This window comes from Luteimonas colneyensis, assembly GCF_014836665.1.
Classification (GTDB): domain Bacteria; phylum Pseudomonadota; class Gammaproteobacteria; order Xanthomonadales; family Xanthomonadaceae; genus Luteimonas; species Luteimonas colneyensis.
Genome location: NZ_JACSQJ010000005.1, coordinates 148,931 through 167,701, shown reverse-complemented (window position 1 = coordinate 167,701; position 18,771 = coordinate 148,931). Strand labels below are relative to the sequence as shown.

The following is an 18,771-nucleotide window of genomic DNA, read 5'->3' as shown; positions in this document are numbered from 1 at the left end:
GGTGGTGCTTGCCGCGATGCCGGGAACTTCCCGGAGCCGTGGCGCCGGCTGGACGGCCGACCCGCGAAGCCGTGCTGGCCTTGCGAGCTTGCTAGTATAGCAACGACAGGCTGCCGCTGGGCAACCCGAGCAGGTACTTTTTTCCAGATGCCCAACGACACTCCATACGACACCCCCGTCCTGCGGGCGATCCCGCGCGAACAGCACACCATCTCCCGCAAGGACATCAGCCCCAACGCGCTGCGGGTGCTGTACCGCCTGCGCGAGGGCGGCCACGAGGCCTACCTGGTCGGCGGCGCCGTGCGCGACCTGCTGGCGGGCGGGCGGCCCAAGGACTTCGACATCGCCACCGGCGCCACCCCGGAAGAGGTGAAGGCGCTGTTCCGCAACTGCCGGCTGATCGGCCGCCGGTTCCGCCTGGCGCACGTGGTCTTCGGCCGCGAGATCATCGAGGTCGCGACCTTCCGTGCCAACAGCGACGACGGCAGCGGCGACCGCGAGACCCACGAGGACGGCCGCCTGCTGCGCGACAACGTCTACGGCACGGTGGAGGACGACGCGGTGCGCCGCGACTTCACCGCCAACGCCCTGTACTACACGATCGAGGACTTCTCGGTCCGCGACTACGTCGGCGGCTTCGAGGACGTGCAGAACCGCGTGCTCAAGCTGATCGGCGACCCGGAGACGCGCTACCGCGAGGACCCGGTGCGGATGCTGCGCGCGGTGCGCCTGGCCGCCAAGCTCGACTTCAGCATCGATCCGGCCACCGCCGCGCCGATCCGCGCGCTGGCCCCGCTGCTGTCCGAGGCCGCCCCGGCGCGGCTGTTCGAGGAGTGCCTGAAGCTGTTCCTGTCCGGCCACGGCGTGGCCAGCTTCGAGGGCCTGGAGCGCCACGGCCTGCTGCCGGCGCTGCTGCCCGAGGCCGCTGCGGCGATGAAGGCCAACCGCAGCGGCGCGCTGCGCGCGGTGGTGCTGGAAGGCCTGCGCGGCACCGACGCGCGCGTGGCCGCCGACGAGCCGGTATCGCCGGCCTTCCTGTTCGCGCTGCTGCTGTGGCCGGCCTACTGCCGCACGCTGATGTCGCTGCAGGCGCAGGACGTGCCGCCGGCCGATGCCCAGCGCCGCGCCGCGGACCGGGTGACCGTGCACGAGCTGCAGGCGGTGGCGTTGCCGCGCCGGTTTTCGGTGCCGATGCAGGAGATCTGGCTGCTGCAGTCGCGATTCGGCCTGCGCCAGCGCAAGCGCGTGATGCGCATGCTCGCGCACCCGCGCTTCCGCGCCGCCTTCGACTTCCTGCAGGTGCGCCAGGCCGGTTCCAGCGAGCACGCCGCCGACATCGCCTTCTGGCGCGAGGCCCAGCTCGATCCCGACATGGCGATCGCCCACACGCCGCCGGCCGAGGACGGCGAGGCCCCGCGCGCACCGCGCCGGCGCCGGCGTCGTCCGGCCTCCGCGTCCGCGGGATGAGCGCGCCCGTCCGCGCCTGCATCGGCCTCGGCGGCAACATCGGCGATGTCGACGCGGCGCTGCGGGCCGCGCTGGCGGCGCTCGACGCGCTGCCCGGCACGCGCCTGCTGCGCGCCTCGCGCTTCTACCGCACGCCGGCCTGGGGCGTGGAGGCGCAGCCGGACTTCACCAACGCCGTCGCCGTGCTGGACACCACGCTGCCCGCACGCTCGCTGCTCGACGCCCTGCTGGACATCGAGCGCGCGCACGGCCGCGAGCGCGCGGCCGACGGCAGCCGCTGGGGGCCGCGCCCGCTCGACCTCGACCTGCTGCTGTACGGCGAGTCGGTGATCGACGAACCCGGACTGGTCTTGCCGCACCCGCAGCTGCATGCGCGCGCCTTCGTGCTGGTGCCGCTGGCGGAGGTCGCGCCGGATGCGATGGTGCCGGGGTGGGGAGGCGTATCGACCCTGCTGGCAGGGCTGGAAACGGACGGCATCGTTCCGGCCTGAGCGGTCTCAGCGCCATGTCGCGGGCGTAAGATGGCGTCGACCCGACCACACCATGGATGCACGTCGCCATGAGCAAACGCGCTGCCGCAGGGCAGGACGTCCGCCGCCCGATGACCGTGCCCGGCCTGGCCGAGGCGCGCGCCGCCGGGCACAGGCTTTCGATGCTGACCGCCTATGACGCCGGCTTCGCCAGGGTGTTCGATGCCGCGGGCGTCGAACTGATCCTGGTCGGCGACTCGCTCGGGATGGTGGTGCAGGGACGCACGTCGACCCTGCCGGTGACCGTGGACGACATCGAGTACCACACCGCATGCGTTGCCCGCGGACTGACGCATGCGCTGCTCGTCGCCGACCTGCCGTTCCAGGCCGACGCCACGCCGGAGCGCGCGCTGGATGCGTCGACGCGCTTCCTGCGCGCCGGCGCGCAGATGGTGAAGCTGGAAGGCGCGGGGCCGAAGCTCGAGGTCATCCGCTTCCTGGTCGAGCGCGAGATCCCGGTCTGCGCGCACCTCGGCCTGACCCCGCAGTCGGTGCTGCGCTTCGGCGGCTTCAAGGTCCAGGGGCGCGAGCAGGCGGCGGCCGAGCGACTGCTCGCGGAGGCGCGCGCGGTGGCCGAGGCCGGCGCCGCGCTGATCGTCCTCGAGGGCGTGCCGGCACCGCTGGCCGCGGCGATCACCCGCGACAGCGCGGTGCCGACCATCGGCATCGGCGCCGGCGCGGACTGCGACGGGCAGGTGCTGGTGATGCACGACATGCTCGGCCTGGATTCGGGCCACCGGCGCCCCAAGTTCGTGAAGGACTTCCTGGCCGAGGGCGGTTCGGTCGCCGGCGCGGCGCGCGCCTTCGTCGCCGCCGTGCGCGACGGCAGCTTTCCCGGTGCCGAGCACGCCTACGCATGACGGGCGCGGTCGAAGCGGTAAGCCGGCTGGACGCGCTTCGCGCGCGTATCGACGGCTGGAAGCGCGAGGGCATGCGCATCGGCTTCGTGCCGACCATGGGCAACCTGCACGAAGGCCACTACAGCCTGGTGCGGCTGGCGCGGGCCCATGCCGATCGCGTGGTCGCGAGCGTGTTCGTCAATCCCACCCAGTTCGGTCCGGGCGAGGATTACGAGCGCTATCCGCGCACGCCCGATGCCGATGTCGCCGGACTCGCCGCCGCGGGCTGCGACCTGGCGTGGATGCCGGCGGTGGACGCGATGTACCCGCTCGGGCTCGAGTGCGCGGTGCGCGTGCACGTGCCGGGCATCACCGGCGTGCTCGACGGTGCGCATCGTCCGGGCCACTTCGACGGCGTGTGCACGGTGGTCGCGCGCCTGTTCAACCAGGTGCGGCCCGACGTGGCCGTGTTCGGCCGCAAGGACTACCAGCAGCTGGCGGTGATCCGGCACATGGTCCGCGACCTCGCGTTCCCGATCGAAGTGCTGGGTGCCGACATCGTGCGCGAGGACGACGGCCTGGCGCGCAGCTCGCGCAACCAGTACCTGTCGGAGGAAGAGCGCGCGAAGGCCCCGGCGATCCACCGCGCGCTGCTGGCGATGCGCAACGCGGTGCAGGGCGGGCAGGGTTGGCGCGAGGCGGAGTCCGCAGCGGCTTCGCAGCTGCAGGCCGAGGGCTTCGAGGTCGACTACGCCGTGCTGCGCACGCCGCTGCTGGCCGAGCCGCCGGGCGCCGGGGCACCCGGCGACGACGGCCAGCGCGTGGCCCTGGTCGCCGCGCGCCTGGGCCGCACGCGCCTGATCGACAACCTCGAGTTCAGCTCCAACAGCTGAATCGTTGCCGCGAGCGCGGAGCCGCGGCGCCCCGCGCGTCACTGGGCGCCCGCCGCCATCTTGTAGAATCGACGGTCGACGCCGGAGTCCCGGCCCCCAGCGGTTCCCCACGATGCTCCTGACCCTCCTCAAAGCCAAGATCCACCGCGCCACCGTCACCCACGCCGAGCTGCACTACGAAGGCTCCTGTGCGATCGACGGCCTGCTGCTCGACCTGTCGGGCATCCGCGAGTACGAGCGCATCGAGATCTACAACATCAACAATGGCAAGCGTTTCGCGACCTATGCGATCCGCGCCGAAGAGGGCAGCGGCATCATCTCGGTCAACGGTGCGGCGGCGCACCAGGCCGAGCCCGGCGACCTGGTGATCATCTGCGCCTACGGCGCCTGCGACGAGGCCGAGGCGGCGGCGTTCAAGCCCAGCCTGGTCTACGTCGACCGCCAGAACCGGATGACGCATACCAACGACGCCATCCCGGCACAGGCCGCCTGAGGCGTGGCCGGCGAAGCGCTCGTCCGGCAATTCCTCGACCACGCGGAGCGCCTTGCAGGCGCCCGCATCCCCGATCTCGTCGCGGCCGATCCGGCACGCGCGGGCGCGCTGTCGCTGCGCGTGGGGCCGGTGTACGCGAACTTCGCGCGCCAGCGCATCGATGCCGCGACCCTCGCCACCCTGGGCGGCCTCGCGGGCCACGTGCGCCTGTCGCTGGCGCTGCGCGCGCTGGTCGACGGCGCCGAGGTCAATGCGTCCGAGGGCCGCGCCGCCCTGCATACCGCGCTGCGCTCCGACCTCGGCCGCGGCGACGTCGCGCGCGCCGCGCACGCCGAGGCGCTGGCCGCGCGCGGACGCATGGCCGGCCTGGTGGACGGGCTGCGCGCATCCGGCGTCACCGACGTCATCAACATCGGCATCGGCGGTTCCGACCTGGGCCCGCGACTGGCCGTCGATGCGCTGAAGGATTTCGGCGACGGGCGCTTCCGCCTGCACTTCGTCAGTAACGTCGACGGCAGCGAGGTGCAACACGTGCTGCGCGGGCTGGACCCGGCGCGCACCGCGGCGATCCTGGTGTCGAAGAGCTTCGGCACCCAGGAGACGCTGCTCAACGGCGCCCTGGTGCGCGACTGGCTCGGCGGCAGCGAGCGCCTGTTTGCGGTCAGCGCCAACGTGCCGGCGGCGGAGGCCTTCGGCGTCGACCCGGCGCGCGTGCTGCCGATGTGGGACTGGGTCGGCGGCCGCTACTCGCTGTGGTCGTCGGTCGGTTTCGCGATCGCGCTGGCGATCGGCATGGACGGCTTCGAGGCGCTGCTGGCCGGCGCGGCGGAGATGGATGCGCATGCGGTCGAGGCGCCGCTGGAGGCGAACCTGCCGATCCTGCACGCGCTGGTGGCGGTGTGGAACCGCAACGCGCTGCGCCTGCCGACGCAGGCGGTGCTGCCCTACGACCAGCGCCTGGCGCGGCTGCCCGACTACCTGCAGCAGCTGGTGATGGAGAGCCTGGGCAAGTCAGTGCGCAGCGACGGCCGTTCGCCGGGCGTGGCCACCGTGCCCGTGGTCTGGGGTGGCGCCGGCACCGGCGCGCAGCACAGCTTCTTCCAGGCCCTGCACCAGGGCACCGACGTGGTGCCGGCCGATTTCATCGGCGTGGTGCGTCCCGCGCACGGTTACCGCGGCAACCACGAGGCGCTGCTGGCCAACCTGCTGGCGCAGGCCGAGGCGCTGGGCAATGGCCACGCCGCCGAGGATCCGCAGAAGGCGTACCCGGGCAACCGTCCGTCCACGCTGTTCCTGCTCGACGAACTGACGCCGCGTTCGCTCGGCGCGCTGCTGGCGATGTACGAGCACAGCGTCTACGCGCAGTCGGTGCTCTGGGGCATCAACGCCTTCGACCAGTGGGGCGTGGAGCTGGGCAAGCGCATCGCCGGCGAGCTGCTGCCCGCGCTGCGCGGCGAGGGCGACGCCGGCGACGCGGTGACGCGCGCGCTGATCGGCGAGATCCGCGCCCGCCGCTGATCGCAACCCGCCTCCTGTAGGAGCAGCTACAGCTGCGACCCGGCCCGCGCGAAACCCGGCTGGCGCCCGATGCGTCGCTCGCAGCTGTAGCTGCTCCTACAGGGGAGGGGCGGTGGAGTGCCGTGCAAGCGCCCAAGCCACGTGTTCGCGGATCACCGGGTCCGGATGGTCCCGGCGCGTCTCCAGGGCAGCCAGCACGTCCGGCGTGGTCGGTGCGTTGCCCAGCGCCACCGCGATGTTGCGCAGCCAGCGCGCATGGCCGCTGCGGCGCAGCGCGGTGCCTTCGGTGCGGCGCAGGAACTCGTCCTCCTCCCAGGCGAACAGGCTGGCCAGGCTGGCGGTGTCGAGGTCGTTGCGGGCGCGGAAGTCGGGCTCGTCGCTGCGGCGCGCGAACTTGTTCCAGGGGCACGCCAGCTGGCAGTCGTCGCAGCCGAAGATGCGGTTGCCCATCAGCGGCCGCAGCTCCTCGTCGATCGATCCTTCGTGCTCGATGGTCAGGTAGCTGATGCAGCGCCGCGCATCCAGCACGTTCGGCCCGAGGATCGCCCGCGTCGGGCAGACGTCGATGCAGCGCGTGCAGCTGCCGCAGTGCGCCGTGGCCGGCGGGTCCGGCGGCAGTGGCACGTCGAGATAGATCTCGCCGAGGAAGAACCAGGAGCCGCCGTCGCGGTCGATCAGGCAGGTGTGCTTGCCGATCCAGCCCAGGCCGGCGTTGCGCGCCAGCGCGCGCTCGAGCACCGGCGCCGAGTCGACGAACACGCGGTGGCCGAACGGGCCGATCTCGGCGGCGATGCGTTCGGCCAGCTTCTGCAGGCGGTTGCGCATGAGCTTGTGGTAGTCGCGGCCCAGCGCGTAGCGGGCGACGTAGGCGCGCTCGCCGTCGGCCAGCGTCTCCCAGGCCTCGACGTCGTCGCGGCGGCCGTAGTCGAGGCCGACCGAGAGCACGCTGATCGTGCCCGGCACCAGTTCCTGCGGGCGCGAACGCTTGTCGCCGTGGCGCGCCATCCAGTCCATCGAGCCGTGGAAGCCGCGCGCGAGCCAGTCGCGCAGGTGGGCTTCGTCGTCGCCGAGGTGGATGCCGGTGATGCCGCAGCGCTGGAAGCCCGCCTCGCGCACCAGCGTCCGGATCCGCGCGGCGAGCGCGGACGGGTCGGGCCGGCCCGCGGCACCCGCGGTGGCGGGTGCGGCGCCGTCGTCGGAGGAGGGCGGGAGCATGCGGCAAGTATAGAATCCACGCGATGCACGCTCCCCGCGCTGACGCCACGACGCCGCTGTACGACATCGCCGGCGTGCGCCGCGCGGAGGCGCAGGCGATCGCGGCGCTGGGCGGTGACGGATTCGAGCTGATGCGGCGCGCCGGTGCGGCCGGCTGGCGCGTGCTGCTCGAGCACTGGCCGCAGGCGCGGCGCATCGTCGTCGCCTGCGGGCCCGGCAACAACGGCGGCGACGGATACGTCCTGGCCCTGCATGCGCTGCAGGCGGGGCGCGAGGTCCGCGCGCTGCACGCCGAAGGGCACCCGCCGCGCAGCGTGCTGGCGCGGCGCGCCTGCGCGGCCTTCGTCGACGCCGGCGGCGTGGCCCTCGCGGCGGACGCGGCGCTGCCCGACTGCGACCTGGTCGTGGATGCGATGTTCGGCATCGGCTTCGACGGACGCGCCGACGACGCGGCCAGCGCGATGCTCGCGGCCCTGGCCGGCTGCGGGGTCGACGTGCTGGCGCTGGACGTGCCTTCCGGCGTGGATGCATCGAACGGCAGCGTCCCGGGCATCGCGGTGCGCGCCACGCGCACCCTGCAATTCATCGCCGACCACGCCGGCCTCGCCACCGGTGCCGCGCTCGACCACGTCGGCGCGCTGGCGATGGCGCCGCTCGAACTGCCTGGGGGCAGCTTCGAAGGCGTCCGGCCGGTCGCCTGGCGGGTGCGCGCCGCGGCCCTGGACGCGCTGCTGCCGCGGCGCGCACGTACGGCGCACAAGGGCGGCGCAGGCCACGTGCTGGTGGCGGGCGGCAACCACGGCATGGGCGGGGCCGCGCTGCTGGCGGCCGAAGCGGCCCTGCGCGCGGGAGCGGGACTGGTCAGCGTGGCCACGCGCGCCGCCCACGTGGCGCCGCTGCTGGCGCGCACGCCCGAAGCGATGGCGCACGCGATCGAGGATCCGGAAGACCTGGTGCGCCTGTCCGCGCCCGCCGACGTCTGCGCGATCGGCCCCGGCCTGGGCCGCGACGCCTGGGCCGCGGGCATGCTGCGCGCGGCGATCAACCGCGCGCATGCGCTGGTGGTGGACGCCGACGCGCTCAACCTGCTGGCGACCAGTCCGCGCGGGCTTCCCGCGGACACCGTCCTGACCCCGCATCCGGGGGAGGCCGCGCGCCTGCTCGGCCGTTCGACGGCGGAGGTGCAGCACGACCGCCTCGCCGCGGCGCATGCGCTGTGCCTGCGCTTCGGCTGCGTGGTGGTGCTGAAAGGCGCGGGCAGCGTGGTCGCCGCGCCGGACGGGCAGGCCTGGATCGTCGATGCCGGCAATCCCGGCATGGCGGTCGGCGGCATGGGCGACGCGCTGACGGGCATCATCGCGGCCCTGCGCGCGCAGGGGCTCCCGGCCGCGGAGGCGGCGGTGGCGGGCGCGCTGCAGCACGCCGTGGCCGGCGACCGCGCCGCGGAGACGGGCGGCATGCGGGGCCTTCTGCCCAGCGACCTGATCGCGGCCCTGCGCCAGCCGGGTGGCACGCCATGAGCCTGACGCGCAGCCTGTTCCTCCCCGATCCGGAGGCCACCGACGCGCTCGCGGCCGCGCTCGCCGCCAGCCGGCCCGCTTCGGCCGTGGTGTACCTGCATGGCGACCTGGGCGCGGGGAAATCGACGCTGGCGCGTGCCTGGCTGCGCGCGCTGGGCATCACTGGACCCGTGCGCAGCCCCACCTACACCCTGGTGGAGCGCTACCCGCTGGCCGAAGGGGGCGAGGCGCTGCATCTCGACCTGTACCGGATCGGCGACGCCGGAGAGCTCGAATTCCTCGGGCTCGACGATGCCGACGCCCGCCTGTGGCTGGTGGAATGGCCCGAGCGCGGCGCGGCGGCGCTGCCGGCGGCCGACCTGGAGGTGGCGCTGGAGGTCAGCGGGAGCGGCCGCGGCTGCCGGTTGGCGTTCCGGGGGCCTGCCGGAGCCGCATGGCTGTCCGCGTTCGACTCCGAGTGTCGTTTGCGGGGGGTTCCTGAACCGTAGCCGCAGGAAGGGTGGGCAGGTGACGGATTCCTAAGGGAAAAGTGGTTGCAAAGATCGCGGCATGGTGCTTCACTTGCGGCCATGCGCGTCCGGGGAATCCATCTCCAGCAAGTCCTGCTTGGTGCGGCCCTCATTGCCGCGCTGGCCTGGAATCTTGCAAAAGCGTCCGAAATCAATGACCTGCGCGTGAGCGCTGGTCCAACCGGCACCCGCGCCGAACTGAAGCTCGATGCCGAGGCGGAGTACAGGCTGATTCCGCTGTCCGCGCCCGACCGCCTCGTGGTCGACTTCCCCGGCAGCCGCCTGGCGCCGCGCGTGTCGCCGCCCGCCGGCACCGGAGTGGTCAAGGCGGTGCGCACCGGCCAGCCCACGCCGGGCACCACCCGCATCGTCTTCGACCTGGCCATGCCGGTGGTCGCGCTGAAGCCGCGTTTCGAGACGGGCGCCGACGGCGTCCGCCTGGTGCTGGAATGGCCGGGCGACCACGGCCCCGGCCCGGCCGCAGCCGCGCCTGTGGCCACCGCAACGCCGGCGGCCGCCGATCCGATCGCGCGCATCGCCGCGGCGACCCAGTCCGGCACGGCTTCGGCCGCTCCGGCACCGACACCCGCGGACACCGCGCGCGCCTCCGCGGATGCCACCTCGCGCCTGATTGCAAGCCTTCCCGCCGCCGGCGCCGGCGCGCCGTCGGCTACGTCCACGGCATCGCCGCAGCGGCCGCAGCCATCGAGCGATCCGTCGCCGCGGCCGGCGGTGCCGACCACCGTCGCGACCGGTGTGCCGACCACGGTGCAGCGCGAGCCCGCCGCCCAGGCTGCGCCGCCGCCGCGTGGCAATGCCGCGGAGGCCGCCGCGGCGGGCGCCACCCGGCCGCTGGTCATCGCCATCGACGCCGGCCACGGCGGCCAGGATCCCGGCGCCGTCGGCCCCACCGGCAAGCGCGAGAAGGACATCACCCTGGCCATCGCCCGCGAACTCGCGCGCCAGGTGAACGCCACGCCGGGCCTCAAGGCCCACCTGGTGCGCGACACCGACGTCTTCATCCCGCTCAACCGCCGTGCCCAGCTCGCGCGCGCGGCCGGCGCGGACATGTTCATCTCGATCCACGCCGACGCCGCCGAGAACCGCAACGCCAAGGGCTCGTCGGTGTACGTGCTGTCGCTGAAGGGCGCGTCCTCGCAGCGCGCGCGCTGGCTGGCCGACAAGGAGAACGCGGCCGACCTGATCGGCGGCGGCAAGGTGGCCACTTCGGACAGCACGCTGACCAACGTCCTGCTCGACCTGACCCAGAGCGGGCAGATGAAGGCGTCCGAGGATGCAGGCAACCACATCCTGGCCGGCCTCAAGCGCATCGGGAACAACCACAAGCCGCACATCGAGCGCGCCAACTTCGCCGTGCTGCGCACCTCCGACATGCCTGCGATGCTGGTGGAGACCGCCTTCCTGTCCAATCCCGAGGAAGAGCGCCGCCTGATCGACCCGGCCTTCCAGGCCAACGTCGCGCGCGCGGTGCTGGACGGGGTCAAGACCTACTTCACCAGCCAGCCGCCGCCGGGCACGCTGTTCGCGACCCAGGCCGCCGAGCGGGGCGGATCGTCCGCCGGCGTCAGCGGCGGCAGCCGCTGAGGGCAGCCACCTCGCTTATCATCGGGGCTGGCCCACACCGGCCCGGCGCACATGCCGGGTGACCGCTTTCCTTGAGCATCCGCCAGCTTCCCGACACCCTCGTCAACCAGATCGCTGCCGGCGAAGTCATCGAACGCCCCGCGTCCGTGGTGAAGGAACTGGTGGAGAACGCGCTCGACGCCGGTGCGCGCCGCGTCGACATCGACCTCGAAGAGGGCGGCGTGCGCCTGGTGCGGGTGCGCGACGACGGGCTCGGCATCCCGCCCGACGAGCTGCCGCTGGCGGTGTCGCGTCACGCCACCAGCAAGATCGCTTCGCTCGATGACCTGGAGGTGGTGGCCACGCTCGGCTTCCGCGGCGAGGCGCTGCCGTCGATCGCCTCGGTCAGCCGCTTCGTGCTCAGCTCGCGCCGCGTCGGCGCGGAGCACGGCGCGTCGCTGCAGGTCGACGGCGGGCGCGTGGGCCAGGTCGCGCCGCGCGCACATCCGCAGGGCACCACGGTCGAGGTCCGCGACCTGTTCTACAACGTGCCTGCGCGGCGCAAGTTCCTGCGCGCCGAGCGCACCGAGCTCGGGCACATCGAGGAGTGGCTGCGTTCGCTGGCGCTGGCGCGGCCCGAGGTCGAGCTGCGGGTGTCGCACAACGGCAAGCCCTCGCGTCGCTACCGCGGCGGCGGCGAGGAGCGCCTGGACTTCGACGACGGGGCCGCGCGCCTGGTCGAGACCCTGGGCGAGGCGTTCGCGCAGGCGGCGCTGCGGGTCGAGCATGCGACATCGCCGCGGCCGGCGGAGGATGGACGCGAGGCCGCCCCGGCGCTGCGCCTGCACGGCTGGATCGCGCAGCCGACCTATTCGCGCGCCAGCGCCGACCAGCAGTACCTCTACGTCAACGGCCGCGCGGTGCGCGACCGCAGCGTCGCGCATGCGGTGAAGCAGGCCTACGCCGACGTGCTGTTCCACGGCCGGCAGCCGGCCTACGTGCTGTTCCTGGAGCTGGACCCGGCGCGCGTGGACGTCAACGTGCATCCCGCCAAGCACGAGGTGCGCTTCCGCGACGCGCGCATGGTCCACGACTTCGTCTATCGCGCCCTGCACGACGCGCTCTCGGCCACGCGCGCGGGCAACGCGCCGCTGGTGGCGGCGGTGAGCACGCAGGCGCAGGTCTCGCGCGAGCTGGCCGCGCGCGTGGGCGCAGGCCAGTCCAGCCTCGCGCTGCGCGACGAGGCCACGCGCGATGCGATGGCCATGCTCTACGGGGCGGGTGCCGGGATGGGCGCGGCCGCCGCCAGCGGCGCGGGCGACGCCTCCACGGACGGGTGGAGCCAGACCGCGGGCACTGCATCCGACGCCGCCGGGGCCGCCGGCCGCGCCTGGCCGCAGGCGGGCGCGGCAGCGGGGTCGATGCCGGACACCGGTGACGACGGCATCCCGCCGCTGGGGTTCGCGATCGCCCAGCTGCACGGCATCTTCATCCTCGCCGAAGCCGCCGACGGCATGGTCGTGGTCGACATGCACGCCGCCCACGAGCGCATCGGCTACGAGAAGCTGAAGGCCGCGCACGACGGCAGCGGCTTGCGCGTGCAGCCGTTGCTGGTGCCACAGGCGGTGGCGGTGAGCGAGCGCGAGGCCGACATCGCCGAGCGCGAGGCGGCGACGCTTGCCGAGCTCGGCTTCGAGGTCACGCGCACCGGCCCGCAGTCGCTGCTGCTGCGCGGCGTGCCGGCGCTGCTTGCGCAGGGCGACACCGAAGCCCTGCTGCGCGACGTGCTGGCCGACCTGCGCGAGCACGGCGAAAGCCGCCGCGTGCGCGCCGCCCGCGACGAACTGCTCTCCACGATGGCCTGCCATGGCGCGGTGCGCGCCAACCGCCGCCTGACCATCGCCGAGATGAACGCACTGCTGCGCGACATGGAGGCGACCGAGCGCTCCGGGCAGTGCAACCACGGCCGTCCGACCTGGACGCGCATTCCGCTCGCCGATATCGACCGCTGGTTCCTGAGGGGACGCTGATGACCCGATCCATCCCGCGCACGGCCTCCGCCGTCGCATGCCTCCTCGTCGCCGCAGGACTTGCCGCGTGCGGTGCCGGTTCTCCGGGTGGCGCATCCGCTGACGCCACCGTGCCCGAGCCCCAGGTCAGCGCGGCCTTCGCCGCCTCCGAGGCCGAATGGCGGGAGGAACGTCGCGCGAAGCTGCTGGCCGAGGACGGCTGGGCCAGCCTGGTCGGCCTGCACTGGCTGGAACTGCGCGCGCACTACGTCGGCAGCAGCGCGACCAGCGGCATCCGTCTGGCGCAGGGGCCGGAGAAGCTCGGCCTGGTGCAGCAGGACGGTGGCCGGGTCTGGTTCACACCGGAGCGCGATGTCGCCGTCAGCGTCGACGGCGAGGCGGTGAAGGGCCGCATCGAGCTGTGCGACGATCGTGACGCCGAACCCACCGAGCTCCTGTTCGACGAAGGCCGCGGACGCATGTCGCTGATCCGCCGCGGCGAACGCCGCGCACTGCGCGTCAAGCATGCCGATGCGCCGGCGCGCACCGGCTTCGGCACGATCGAGCACTGGCCGGTCGATGCCGGCTGGGTGCTCGAAGGCCGGTTCACGCCGCACCCGCCGGGTCGCACGCTCGAGATCGCCAACATCGTCGGCGGGGTGGATGCGATGCCCAATCCGGGCACCGTGGCCTTCACCCGCGACGGCGTGGAGTACCGGCTCGAAGCCCTGGGAGGCACCGACGGCGGCCTGTTCCTGGTGCTGGCCGATCGCACCAGCGGACAGGGCAGCTACGGCGCGGGCCGCTACCTCGACACCGTGGCCCCGGATGCCCAGGGCCGCGTCATGCTGAACTTCAACCGCGCCTACAACCCGCCCTGCGCCTTCACCGCCTTCGCCACCTGCCCGCTGCCGCCGCCGGACAACCGGCTGGACCTGGCGGTGACCGCCGGAGAGCGCGCCTACGCGAAGCCGGCGAGCTGATCCCGCCTGGCGGGTCACCCCGCGGCCCGCCGACCACCGAACCGAAAGGAAGCACATGACCATGTTCCGCACGCGCACCCCGTCTCCCGTCCTCGCGGCGGCGCTGACCGCCTCGATCGCCGTCGTCACCGCGACCGCCGCGCTGGCCGCGCCGCAGGCCGCTCCGCCCGCCACTGCCGCCGCCCCCTCCGCCGCCACGGCGCCCCCGGTGCCGCTGCTGTGGAAGGTCTCCGACGACGACAACTCGCTGTACCTGCTCGGCTCCTTCCACCTGCTGCTGCCCGGCGACTACCCGCTGTCGCGCGACGTGGACATGGCCTTCGCCGACGCCGAGAAGCTGGTGTTCGAGATGTCGCCCGACGAGCTGGCCTCGCCGCAGCTGGCGATCCAGATGGCGCAGGCGGCGATGCGCACCGACGGCAGCACGCTCGACCAGCAGCTCGGCCCGGAGCTGGCCGCCAAGCTGGCCAGCTGGGGCCAGGCCAACGCCGCTCAGCTCGCCGCCACCGGGATGACGGTCGAGGTGCTGCAGCGCTTCGAACCCTGGTTCGTCGGCATGATGGTGACCATCACCCAGATGATGGGCATCGGCTTCGACCCGGCGCTCGGCCTCGACGCGCACATGGGCGGGCTCGCCTACCAGGCGCAGAAGCCGGCCACCGGCCTGGAGACCGGCGCGCAGCAGATCGCCTTCCTCGACGGCATGGAAGCCGGCGAGCAGCTGCAGATGCTGGAGCAGGCCCTTGACCAGGCCGGGGCGGGCGCGGAGCAGACGCTGGCGCTGCACGCCGCGTGGCGCGCCGGCGACGTCGACGCCCTCCTCGCCGGCACGGTGGCCGAGCTGCGCCGCGATTTCCCCGCGCTCTATCGCGCGATCAACGTCGAACGCAATGACGCCTGGCTGCCGAAGCTCGAGGCGCGCCTGCGCGAGGACGGCGACGACGACACCCTGGTCGTGGTCGGCGCCATGCACCTGCTGGGCGAGGATGGCGTGGTCGAGAAGCTGCGCGCGAAGGGCTACACGGTCGAGCGCGTGTGCTCGGCCTGTGCGCGGCCGTGAGCGCGGATCCGCGCACGCGCTATCACCAGGCCTTCGATGCACTGAACCGCTCCGACTGGAGGACGGCGCAGTCACTGGCGATGGCGTTGTTGCGCGAGGTGCCGCCGCACGCGGGCGTGTGCTTCGTCGCCGGCGTGGCGTCGCGCGAGTTGCAGCAGCTTCCGCTCGCGATCGAGCTGCTGGAGCACGCGGTGCGGCTCGATCCGGTGCGGCCGGACTGTGCCGCGCAGCTGGCGCGCGCCCTGGCCCAGGCGGGAGAGCCGGCCAAGGCGCGCGCGATGGCGGAGCGCGCGGCGACGCTGCCGGGCGGGGATGCCGCCACCTTCGACGCGCTGGGCCTGGTCTACACCACGATGCACGCCTACGCCGACGCCGCCCGGATGTTCGAGCGGGTCGCCGCACTCGCGCCCGGCTCGGCGCGGGCGCAGTACAACCATGGCGTGGCGCTGGTGCATGCCGGAGAGTCCGGAGCCGCCGCGCAGGCGTTCGACGCATGCCTGCGCCTCGATCCCCGGTACTGGAAGGCCTACCTCTCGCGGGCGCAGCTGCGTCGCTGGGGACCCGGGGACAATCATGTCGCGGAGCTGCGGGTGGCGCGCGAGCAGGCAGGCGACGATGCGCTCGGCGCGCTGTACGTCGACCTGGCGCTGTCCAGGGAACTCGAGGACTGCGACCAGCACGCGGAGGCCTTCGCGCGCCTGCTGGCCGGAAAACAGGCCTGGCGCAGGCCATCGCCACCGCATGCCGGCGCCACCGACGAAGCCCTGATGGACGCGCTGGTGCAGGCCTGCCCATCTCCTGCGCCCGGCACCGGCGCGGCCACCGACGAACCCGTGTTCGTCATCGGCCTTCCGCGGTCGGGCACGACGCTGGTCGAACGGGTCCTCACCAGCCATTCGCGGGTGCAGGGCGCCGGCGAACTGCGGAACTTCAGCGTGGCGCTGAAGCGCGCCAGTGGGAGCACCAGCCCGTCAGTGCTCGACCTGGACGTGGTCGAGCGGACGCGCGGCGGGCTGGACTGGACCCGGCTGGGCGAGGACTACCTCGCCAGCACCCGTCCCGGCACGGGTGCCACCCCGCACTTCGTGGACAAGCTGCCGCACAACTTCCTCTATGCCGGCTACATCGCCGCGGCGCTACCCAACGCGCGGATCATCTGCCTGCGGCGCAATCCGATGGACAGCGTGCTGGGGAATTTCAGGCAGCTCTTCGCGCCCGGCTCGCCGATGTACGCGTACTCCTTCGACCTGATGGACACCGCGCGCTACTACCTGCTCTTCGACCGGATCATGCGGCAGTGGCAGGAGCGCCTGCCGGGGCGGATCCTCGAGGTGTCCTACGAGGCGCTCGTGGACGACTTCGAAGGCGGCGCCCGCCGGATGCTCGACTTCTGCGGCCTGCCGTGGGAAGAGGCCTGCCTGCGCTTCGAGGACAATCCCATGCCGGTGGCCACCGCCAGCGCGATGCAGGTGCGGGAGCCGGTGCATCGCCGCGCGATCGGACGCTGGAAGCGTTACGAGCGCGAGCTCCAGCCGGTGCGCGAGCTGCTGGAGTCGGCCGGCATCGCGATCGCCTGAACCGGCAGCATCACGATGCAGTCCACCGGGCAGGCCGGCACGCACAGCCGGCAGCCGGTGCACAGCGGTTCCAGCACTACGTGCATGCGCTTGTTGCCCCCGACGATGGCGTCGACCGGGCAGGCCTGGATGCACTTGGTGCAGCCGATGCAGTCGGCCTCGACCACCAGCGCGACCTCGGGCGGCCGGTGCTCGCCCAGCGCGCGGTCGTAGGGCAGGGGCGTGACGCCTAGCAGGCGCGCGAGGGCGCGTGCACCGGCGTCACCGCCCGGCGGGCAGCGGTCGATGCCCGCGGAGCCCTGGGCCATCGCTTCGGCATAGGGCCGGCAGCCGGGATAGCCACATTGACCGCACTGGGTCTGCGGCAGCAGCCGGTCGAGGCGTTCGACCAGGGCGTCGGCGTCGAGCGCGCCCATCGGGATCTCAGCGCACCGGCATCCCGGGCGCCGCACCGTCGTCGGCGTCCAGGAGCGCCAGCGCGCCGCCGTCGAAACCGGCCGACAGGATCATCCCCTCGCTCAGGCCGAAGCGCATCTTGCGCGGCGCGAGGTTGGCGATGAACACCACGTGGCGCCCGACCAGCGCGGCCGGATCGCCATAGCTCGCCCGGATGCCCGAGAAGATCTGGCGGGTGCCGAGCGGACCGGCGTCGAGCTCGAACCGGAGCAGCTTGTCCGAGCCTTCGACGAACTCGCAGGCGGTGACGCGACCGATGCGCAGGTCGAGTTTCGAGAAATCGTCGATGGCGATGGTGGGCGTGGCCGTTTCGGCTGCCGTGGCCGGGGTCGAGGCCGCGGCGGTCGCGGCGGGGGCTGCTCCTGCCCCCGCCGAGGCTGCGGTTCCCGTCGCCTTCGCCGGGGCTCCCGTCTTCGCAGGCGCTGCGTCGGCGGGCTTCAGGTCGTCGCGGCTGGCTTCGGTCATGGCGTCGATGCGCTTCGGGTCGATGCGGGTGAACAGCGGCTTGTAGTCCGCGATGCGGTGGCCCAGGAGCGGGGCTTCGAGGTCCTCCCAGCGCGCCATCGGCGCGGCGAGGAAAGCCTCCACGTCCGCTGCCATCGCGGGCAGCACCGGGCGCAGGGCGCCGGCGAGCACGCGGAACAGGTTCAGGCCCTGGGTGCACACGGCCTGCAGTTCGGCGTCGGCGCCGTCCTGCTTCGCGATCACCCAAGGCTTGCGCTCGTCGATGTAGCGGTTGGCCTCGTCGGCCAGCGCCATCACCTGGCGCAGCACGCTGGCGGGCTCGTTGGCCTCGTAGGCCTCGCGGATCGGCGTCAGCGCGGCGGTGAAGCGCGCGTACATCTCCGGCTCCGGCAGCGCGGGCGCCAGCAGGCCATCGAACCGCTTGCCGATGAAGCCGGCGCAGCGGCTGGCGAGGTTGACGAACTTGCCGACGATGTCCGAGTTCACCCGCGCCACGAAGTCGGCGAGGTTGAGGTCGATGTCCTCCACGCCGCCGCCGGACTTGGCCGCGAAGTAGTAGCGCAGCGCCTCGGCCGGCAGTCCGGCGTCGAGGTAGGTCCGCGCCATCACGAAGGTGCCGCGCGACTTCGACATCTTGGCGCCGTCGACGGTCAGGTAGCCGTTGACGTGCAGGCGCGTGGGCGCGCGGTGGCCGCTGCCGTGCAGCACCGCCGGCCAGAACAGGCCGTGGAAGTTGACGATGTCCTTGCCGATGAAGTGGTGCAGCTCGGCGGCGCTGTCCGGCGCGGTGAACGCGGCGTAGTCCAGGCCCTCGCGCTCGCACAGCGACTGGAAGCTGGCCAGGTAACCGATCGGGGCGTCGATCCAGACGTAGAGGTACTTGCCGGGATGGCCGGGGATCTCGAAGCCGAAGTAGGGCGCGTCGCGCGAGATGTCCCAGGCGCGCAGGCCGCCCTCGCCGTCGACCCACTCCATGAGCTTGGCCTTGACGCCCGGCACGGCGACGTCGCCGGCCAGCCACTCGCGCAGGAAGGCCTCGAAGTGGCCGAGCTCGAAGAAGAAGTGCTCGCTCTCGCGCAGCTCGGGGGTGGCACCGCTGACCACCGAGTACGGCTGCAGCAGCTCGGTCGGCGAGTAGGTGGCGCCGCAGTGCTCGCAGTTGTCGCCGTACTGGTCGGCGGTGCCGCAGCGCGGGCAGGTGCCCTTGACGTAGCGGTCAGGCAGGAACATGCCCTTGGCCGGGTCGTAGAGCTGCGCCACCGAGCGTCGGCTGACGTGCCCCGCCGCCTCCAGGCGGCGGTAGATGTCCTCGGTCAACGCGCGGTTGCGCTCCGAGTTCGTCGAGTCGTAGTTGTCGAAGGCGACGCCGAACTCGGCGAAGTCGCGCTCGTGCCCGGCCTGGATGCCGGCGACGAAGGCCTCGGGCGTGGTCCCGGCCTTTTCCGCGGCGAGCATGATCGGCGTGCCGTGGGTGTCGTCGGCGCAGACGTAGTGCACGGTGCCGCCCGCCATCCGCCGCGCGCGCACCCAGATGTCGGCCTGCACGTAGCCGACCAGGTGGCCGATGTGCAGGGGACCGTTGGCGTAGGGCAGGGCATTGGTGACGAGCGCGGGGCGGGGCATGGCGGGACTGCGTGCGGAAAGGCGCCGATT

At 73.1% G+C, this 18,771-nt stretch carries 16 protein-coding genes; 13 read left to right on the top strand and 3 right to left on the bottom strand.

What is annotated here, in order from left to right; all coding sequences use genetic code 11:
• The first annotated feature begins 147 nt into the window (after positions 1-147).
• From pcnB to pgi, 6 genes are all read left to right on the top strand, one after another.
• Positions 148-1,467: a polynucleotide adenylyltransferase PcnB gene (pcnB, locus tag H9645_RS10285; RefSeq protein ID WP_191729607.1), complete on the top strand. Its 1,320-nt coding sequence runs from the start codon at positions 148-150 to the stop codon at positions 1,465-1,467.
• Positions 1,464-1,958, top strand: a complete 495-nt coding sequence (gene folK, locus H9645_RS10280; protein ID WP_191729606.1) for a 2-amino-4-hydroxy-6-hydroxymethyldihydropteridine diphosphokinase — start codon at positions 1,464-1,466, stop codon at positions 1,956-1,958. Before pcnB ends, folK begins: the two co-directional genes overlap by 4 nt.
• A gap of 68 nt (positions 1,959-2,026) precedes the next feature.
• Entirely contained in the window at positions 2,027-2,857 is an 831-nt protein-coding gene (gene panB, locus H9645_RS10275) for a 3-methyl-2-oxobutanoate hydroxymethyltransferase (protein WP_225218172.1), read from the top strand.
• Positions 2,854-3,729: a pantoate--beta-alanine ligase gene (panC, locus tag H9645_RS10270; protein ID WP_191729605.1), complete on the top strand. Its 876-nt coding sequence runs from the start codon at positions 2,854-2,856 to the stop codon at positions 3,727-3,729. Before panB ends, panC begins: the two co-directional genes overlap by 4 nt.
• A 112-nt stretch (positions 3,730-3,841) precedes the next feature.
• Entirely contained in the window at positions 3,842-4,222 is a 381-nt protein-coding gene (gene panD, locus H9645_RS10265; protein WP_189494382.1) for an aspartate 1-decarboxylase, read from the top strand.
• Positions 4,223-4,225: 3 nt separating this feature from the next.
• Positions 4,226-5,740: a glucose-6-phosphate isomerase gene (pgi, locus tag H9645_RS10260; RefSeq protein WP_191729604.1), complete on the top strand. Its 1,515-nt coding sequence runs from the start codon at positions 4,226-4,228 to the stop codon at positions 5,738-5,740.
• Between the two features lie 96 nt (positions 5,741-5,836).
• Here the strand turns inward: pgi and queG are convergent, their stop codons facing one another.
• Positions 5,837-6,955: a tRNA epoxyqueuosine(34) reductase QueG gene (gene queG, locus H9645_RS10255; protein WP_191729603.1), complete on the bottom strand. Its 1,119-nt coding sequence runs from the start codon at positions 6,953-6,955 to the stop codon at positions 5,837-5,839.
• Between the two features lie 23 nt (positions 6,956-6,978).
• On the opposite strand from queG, the gene H9645_RS10250 reads away from it, so the two are divergent.
• The 7 genes from H9645_RS10250 (at position 6,979) to H9645_RS10220 (ending at position 16,197) form a co-directional block, all read left to right on the top strand.
• The gene (locus H9645_RS10250; protein WP_191729602.1) at positions 6,979-8,475 is read left to right on the top strand and encodes an NAD(P)H-hydrate dehydratase; all 1,497 of its coding nucleotides are present in this window, start codon (positions 6,979-6,981) and stop codon (positions 8,473-8,475) included.
• Positions 8,472-8,963 carry a tRNA (adenosine(37)-N6)-threonylcarbamoyltransferase complex ATPase subunit type 1 TsaE gene (gene tsaE, locus H9645_RS10245; protein WP_191729601.1) on the top strand — a complete coding sequence of 164 codons (492 nt, stop codon included), beginning with the start codon at positions 8,472-8,474 and terminating at the stop codon, positions 8,961-8,963. The genes H9645_RS10250 and tsaE overlap by 4 nt, the downstream gene beginning before the upstream one ends.
• An 81-nt stretch (positions 8,964-9,044) precedes the next feature.
• Positions 9,045-10,589 (top strand): N-acetylmuramoyl-L-alanine amidase, encoded by a 1,545-nt coding sequence (locus H9645_RS10240; protein WP_191729600.1) that lies wholly within the window; start codon positions 9,045-9,047, stop codon positions 10,587-10,589.
• Positions 10,590-10,660: 71 nt separating this feature from the next.
• On the top strand, positions 10,661-12,598 hold the full coding sequence (gene mutL, locus H9645_RS10235; RefSeq protein WP_191729599.1) for a DNA mismatch repair endonuclease MutL: 1,938 nt from the start codon (positions 10,661-10,663) through the stop codon (positions 12,596-12,598).
• A complete protein-coding gene (locus H9645_RS10230) occupies positions 12,598-13,560 on the top strand; it encodes a DUF1684 domain-containing protein (RefSeq protein ID WP_191729598.1) in 963 nt (320 codons plus the stop codon). The genes mutL and H9645_RS10230 overlap by 1 nt, the downstream gene beginning before the upstream one ends.
• A 55-nt stretch (positions 13,561-13,615) precedes the next feature.
• Positions 13,616-14,620, top strand: coding sequence for a TraB/GumN family protein (locus tag H9645_RS10225; RefSeq protein ID WP_191729597.1), 1,005 nt, complete (start codon positions 13,616-13,618; stop codon positions 14,618-14,620).
• Positions 14,617-16,197: a tetratricopeptide repeat-containing sulfotransferase family protein gene (locus H9645_RS10220; protein WP_318240533.1), complete on the top strand. Its 1,581-nt coding sequence runs from the start codon at positions 14,617-14,619 to the stop codon at positions 16,195-16,197. Before H9645_RS10225 ends, H9645_RS10220 begins: the two co-directional genes overlap by 4 nt.
• Here H9645_RS10220 and rnfB read toward each other — a convergent pair.
• Together rnfB and metG are read right to left on the bottom strand one after the other, a co-directional pair.
• A complete protein-coding gene (rnfB, locus tag H9645_RS10215; RefSeq protein WP_191729596.1) occupies positions 16,134-16,613 on the bottom strand; it encodes an Rnf electron transport complex subunit RnfB in 480 nt (159 codons plus the stop codon). The genes H9645_RS10220 and rnfB overlap by 64 nt on opposite strands.
• Before the next feature lie 7 nt (positions 16,614-16,620).
• On the bottom strand, positions 16,621-18,741 hold the full coding sequence (gene metG / locus H9645_RS10210) for a methionine--tRNA ligase (RefSeq protein ID WP_191729595.1): 2,121 nt from the start codon (positions 18,739-18,741) through the stop codon (positions 16,621-16,623).
• Positions 18,742-18,771: the final 30 nt, after the last annotated feature.

Coding starts and splice junctions, on each gene's coding strand:
- pcnB (WP_191729607.1), top strand. CDS start 148: ATGCCCAACGACACTCCATACGACACCCCCGTCCTGCGGGCGATCCCG.
- folK (WP_191729606.1), top strand. CDS start 1,464: ATGAGCGCGCCCGTCCGCGCCTGCATCGGCCTCGGCGGCAACATCGGC.
- panB (WP_225218172.1), top strand. CDS start 2,027: ATGAGCAAACGCGCTGCCGCAGGGCAGGACGTCCGCCGCCCGATGACC.
- panC (WP_191729605.1), top strand. CDS start 2,854: ATGACGGGCGCGGTCGAAGCGGTAAGCCGGCTGGACGCGCTTCGCGCG.
- panD (WP_189494382.1), top strand. CDS start 3,842: ATGCTCCTGACCCTCCTCAAAGCCAAGATCCACCGCGCCACCGTCACC.
- queG (WP_191729603.1), bottom strand. CDS start 6,955: ATGCTCCCGCCCTCCTCCGACGACGGCGCCGCACCCGCCACCGCGGGT.
- H9645_RS10250 (WP_191729602.1), top strand. CDS start 6,979: ATGCACGCTCCCCGCGCTGACGCCACGACGCCGCTGTACGACATCGCC.
- tsaE (WP_191729601.1), top strand. CDS start 8,472: ATGAGCCTGACGCGCAGCCTGTTCCTCCCCGATCCGGAGGCCACCGAC.
- H9645_RS10240 (WP_191729600.1), top strand. CDS start 9,045: ATGCGCGTCCGGGGAATCCATCTCCAGCAAGTCCTGCTTGGTGCGGCC.
- H9645_RS10230 (WP_191729598.1), top strand. CDS start 12,598: ATGACCCGATCCATCCCGCGCACGGCCTCCGCCGTCGCATGCCTCCTC.
- H9645_RS10225 (WP_191729597.1), top strand. CDS start 13,616: ATGACCATGTTCCGCACGCGCACCCCGTCTCCCGTCCTCGCGGCGGCG.
- rnfB (WP_191729596.1), bottom strand. CDS start 16,613: ATGGGCGCGCTCGACGCCGACGCCCTGGTCGAACGCCTCGACCGGCTG.
- metG (WP_191729595.1), bottom strand. CDS start 18,741: ATGCCCCGCCCCGCGCTCGTCACCAATGCCCTGCCCTACGCCAACGGT.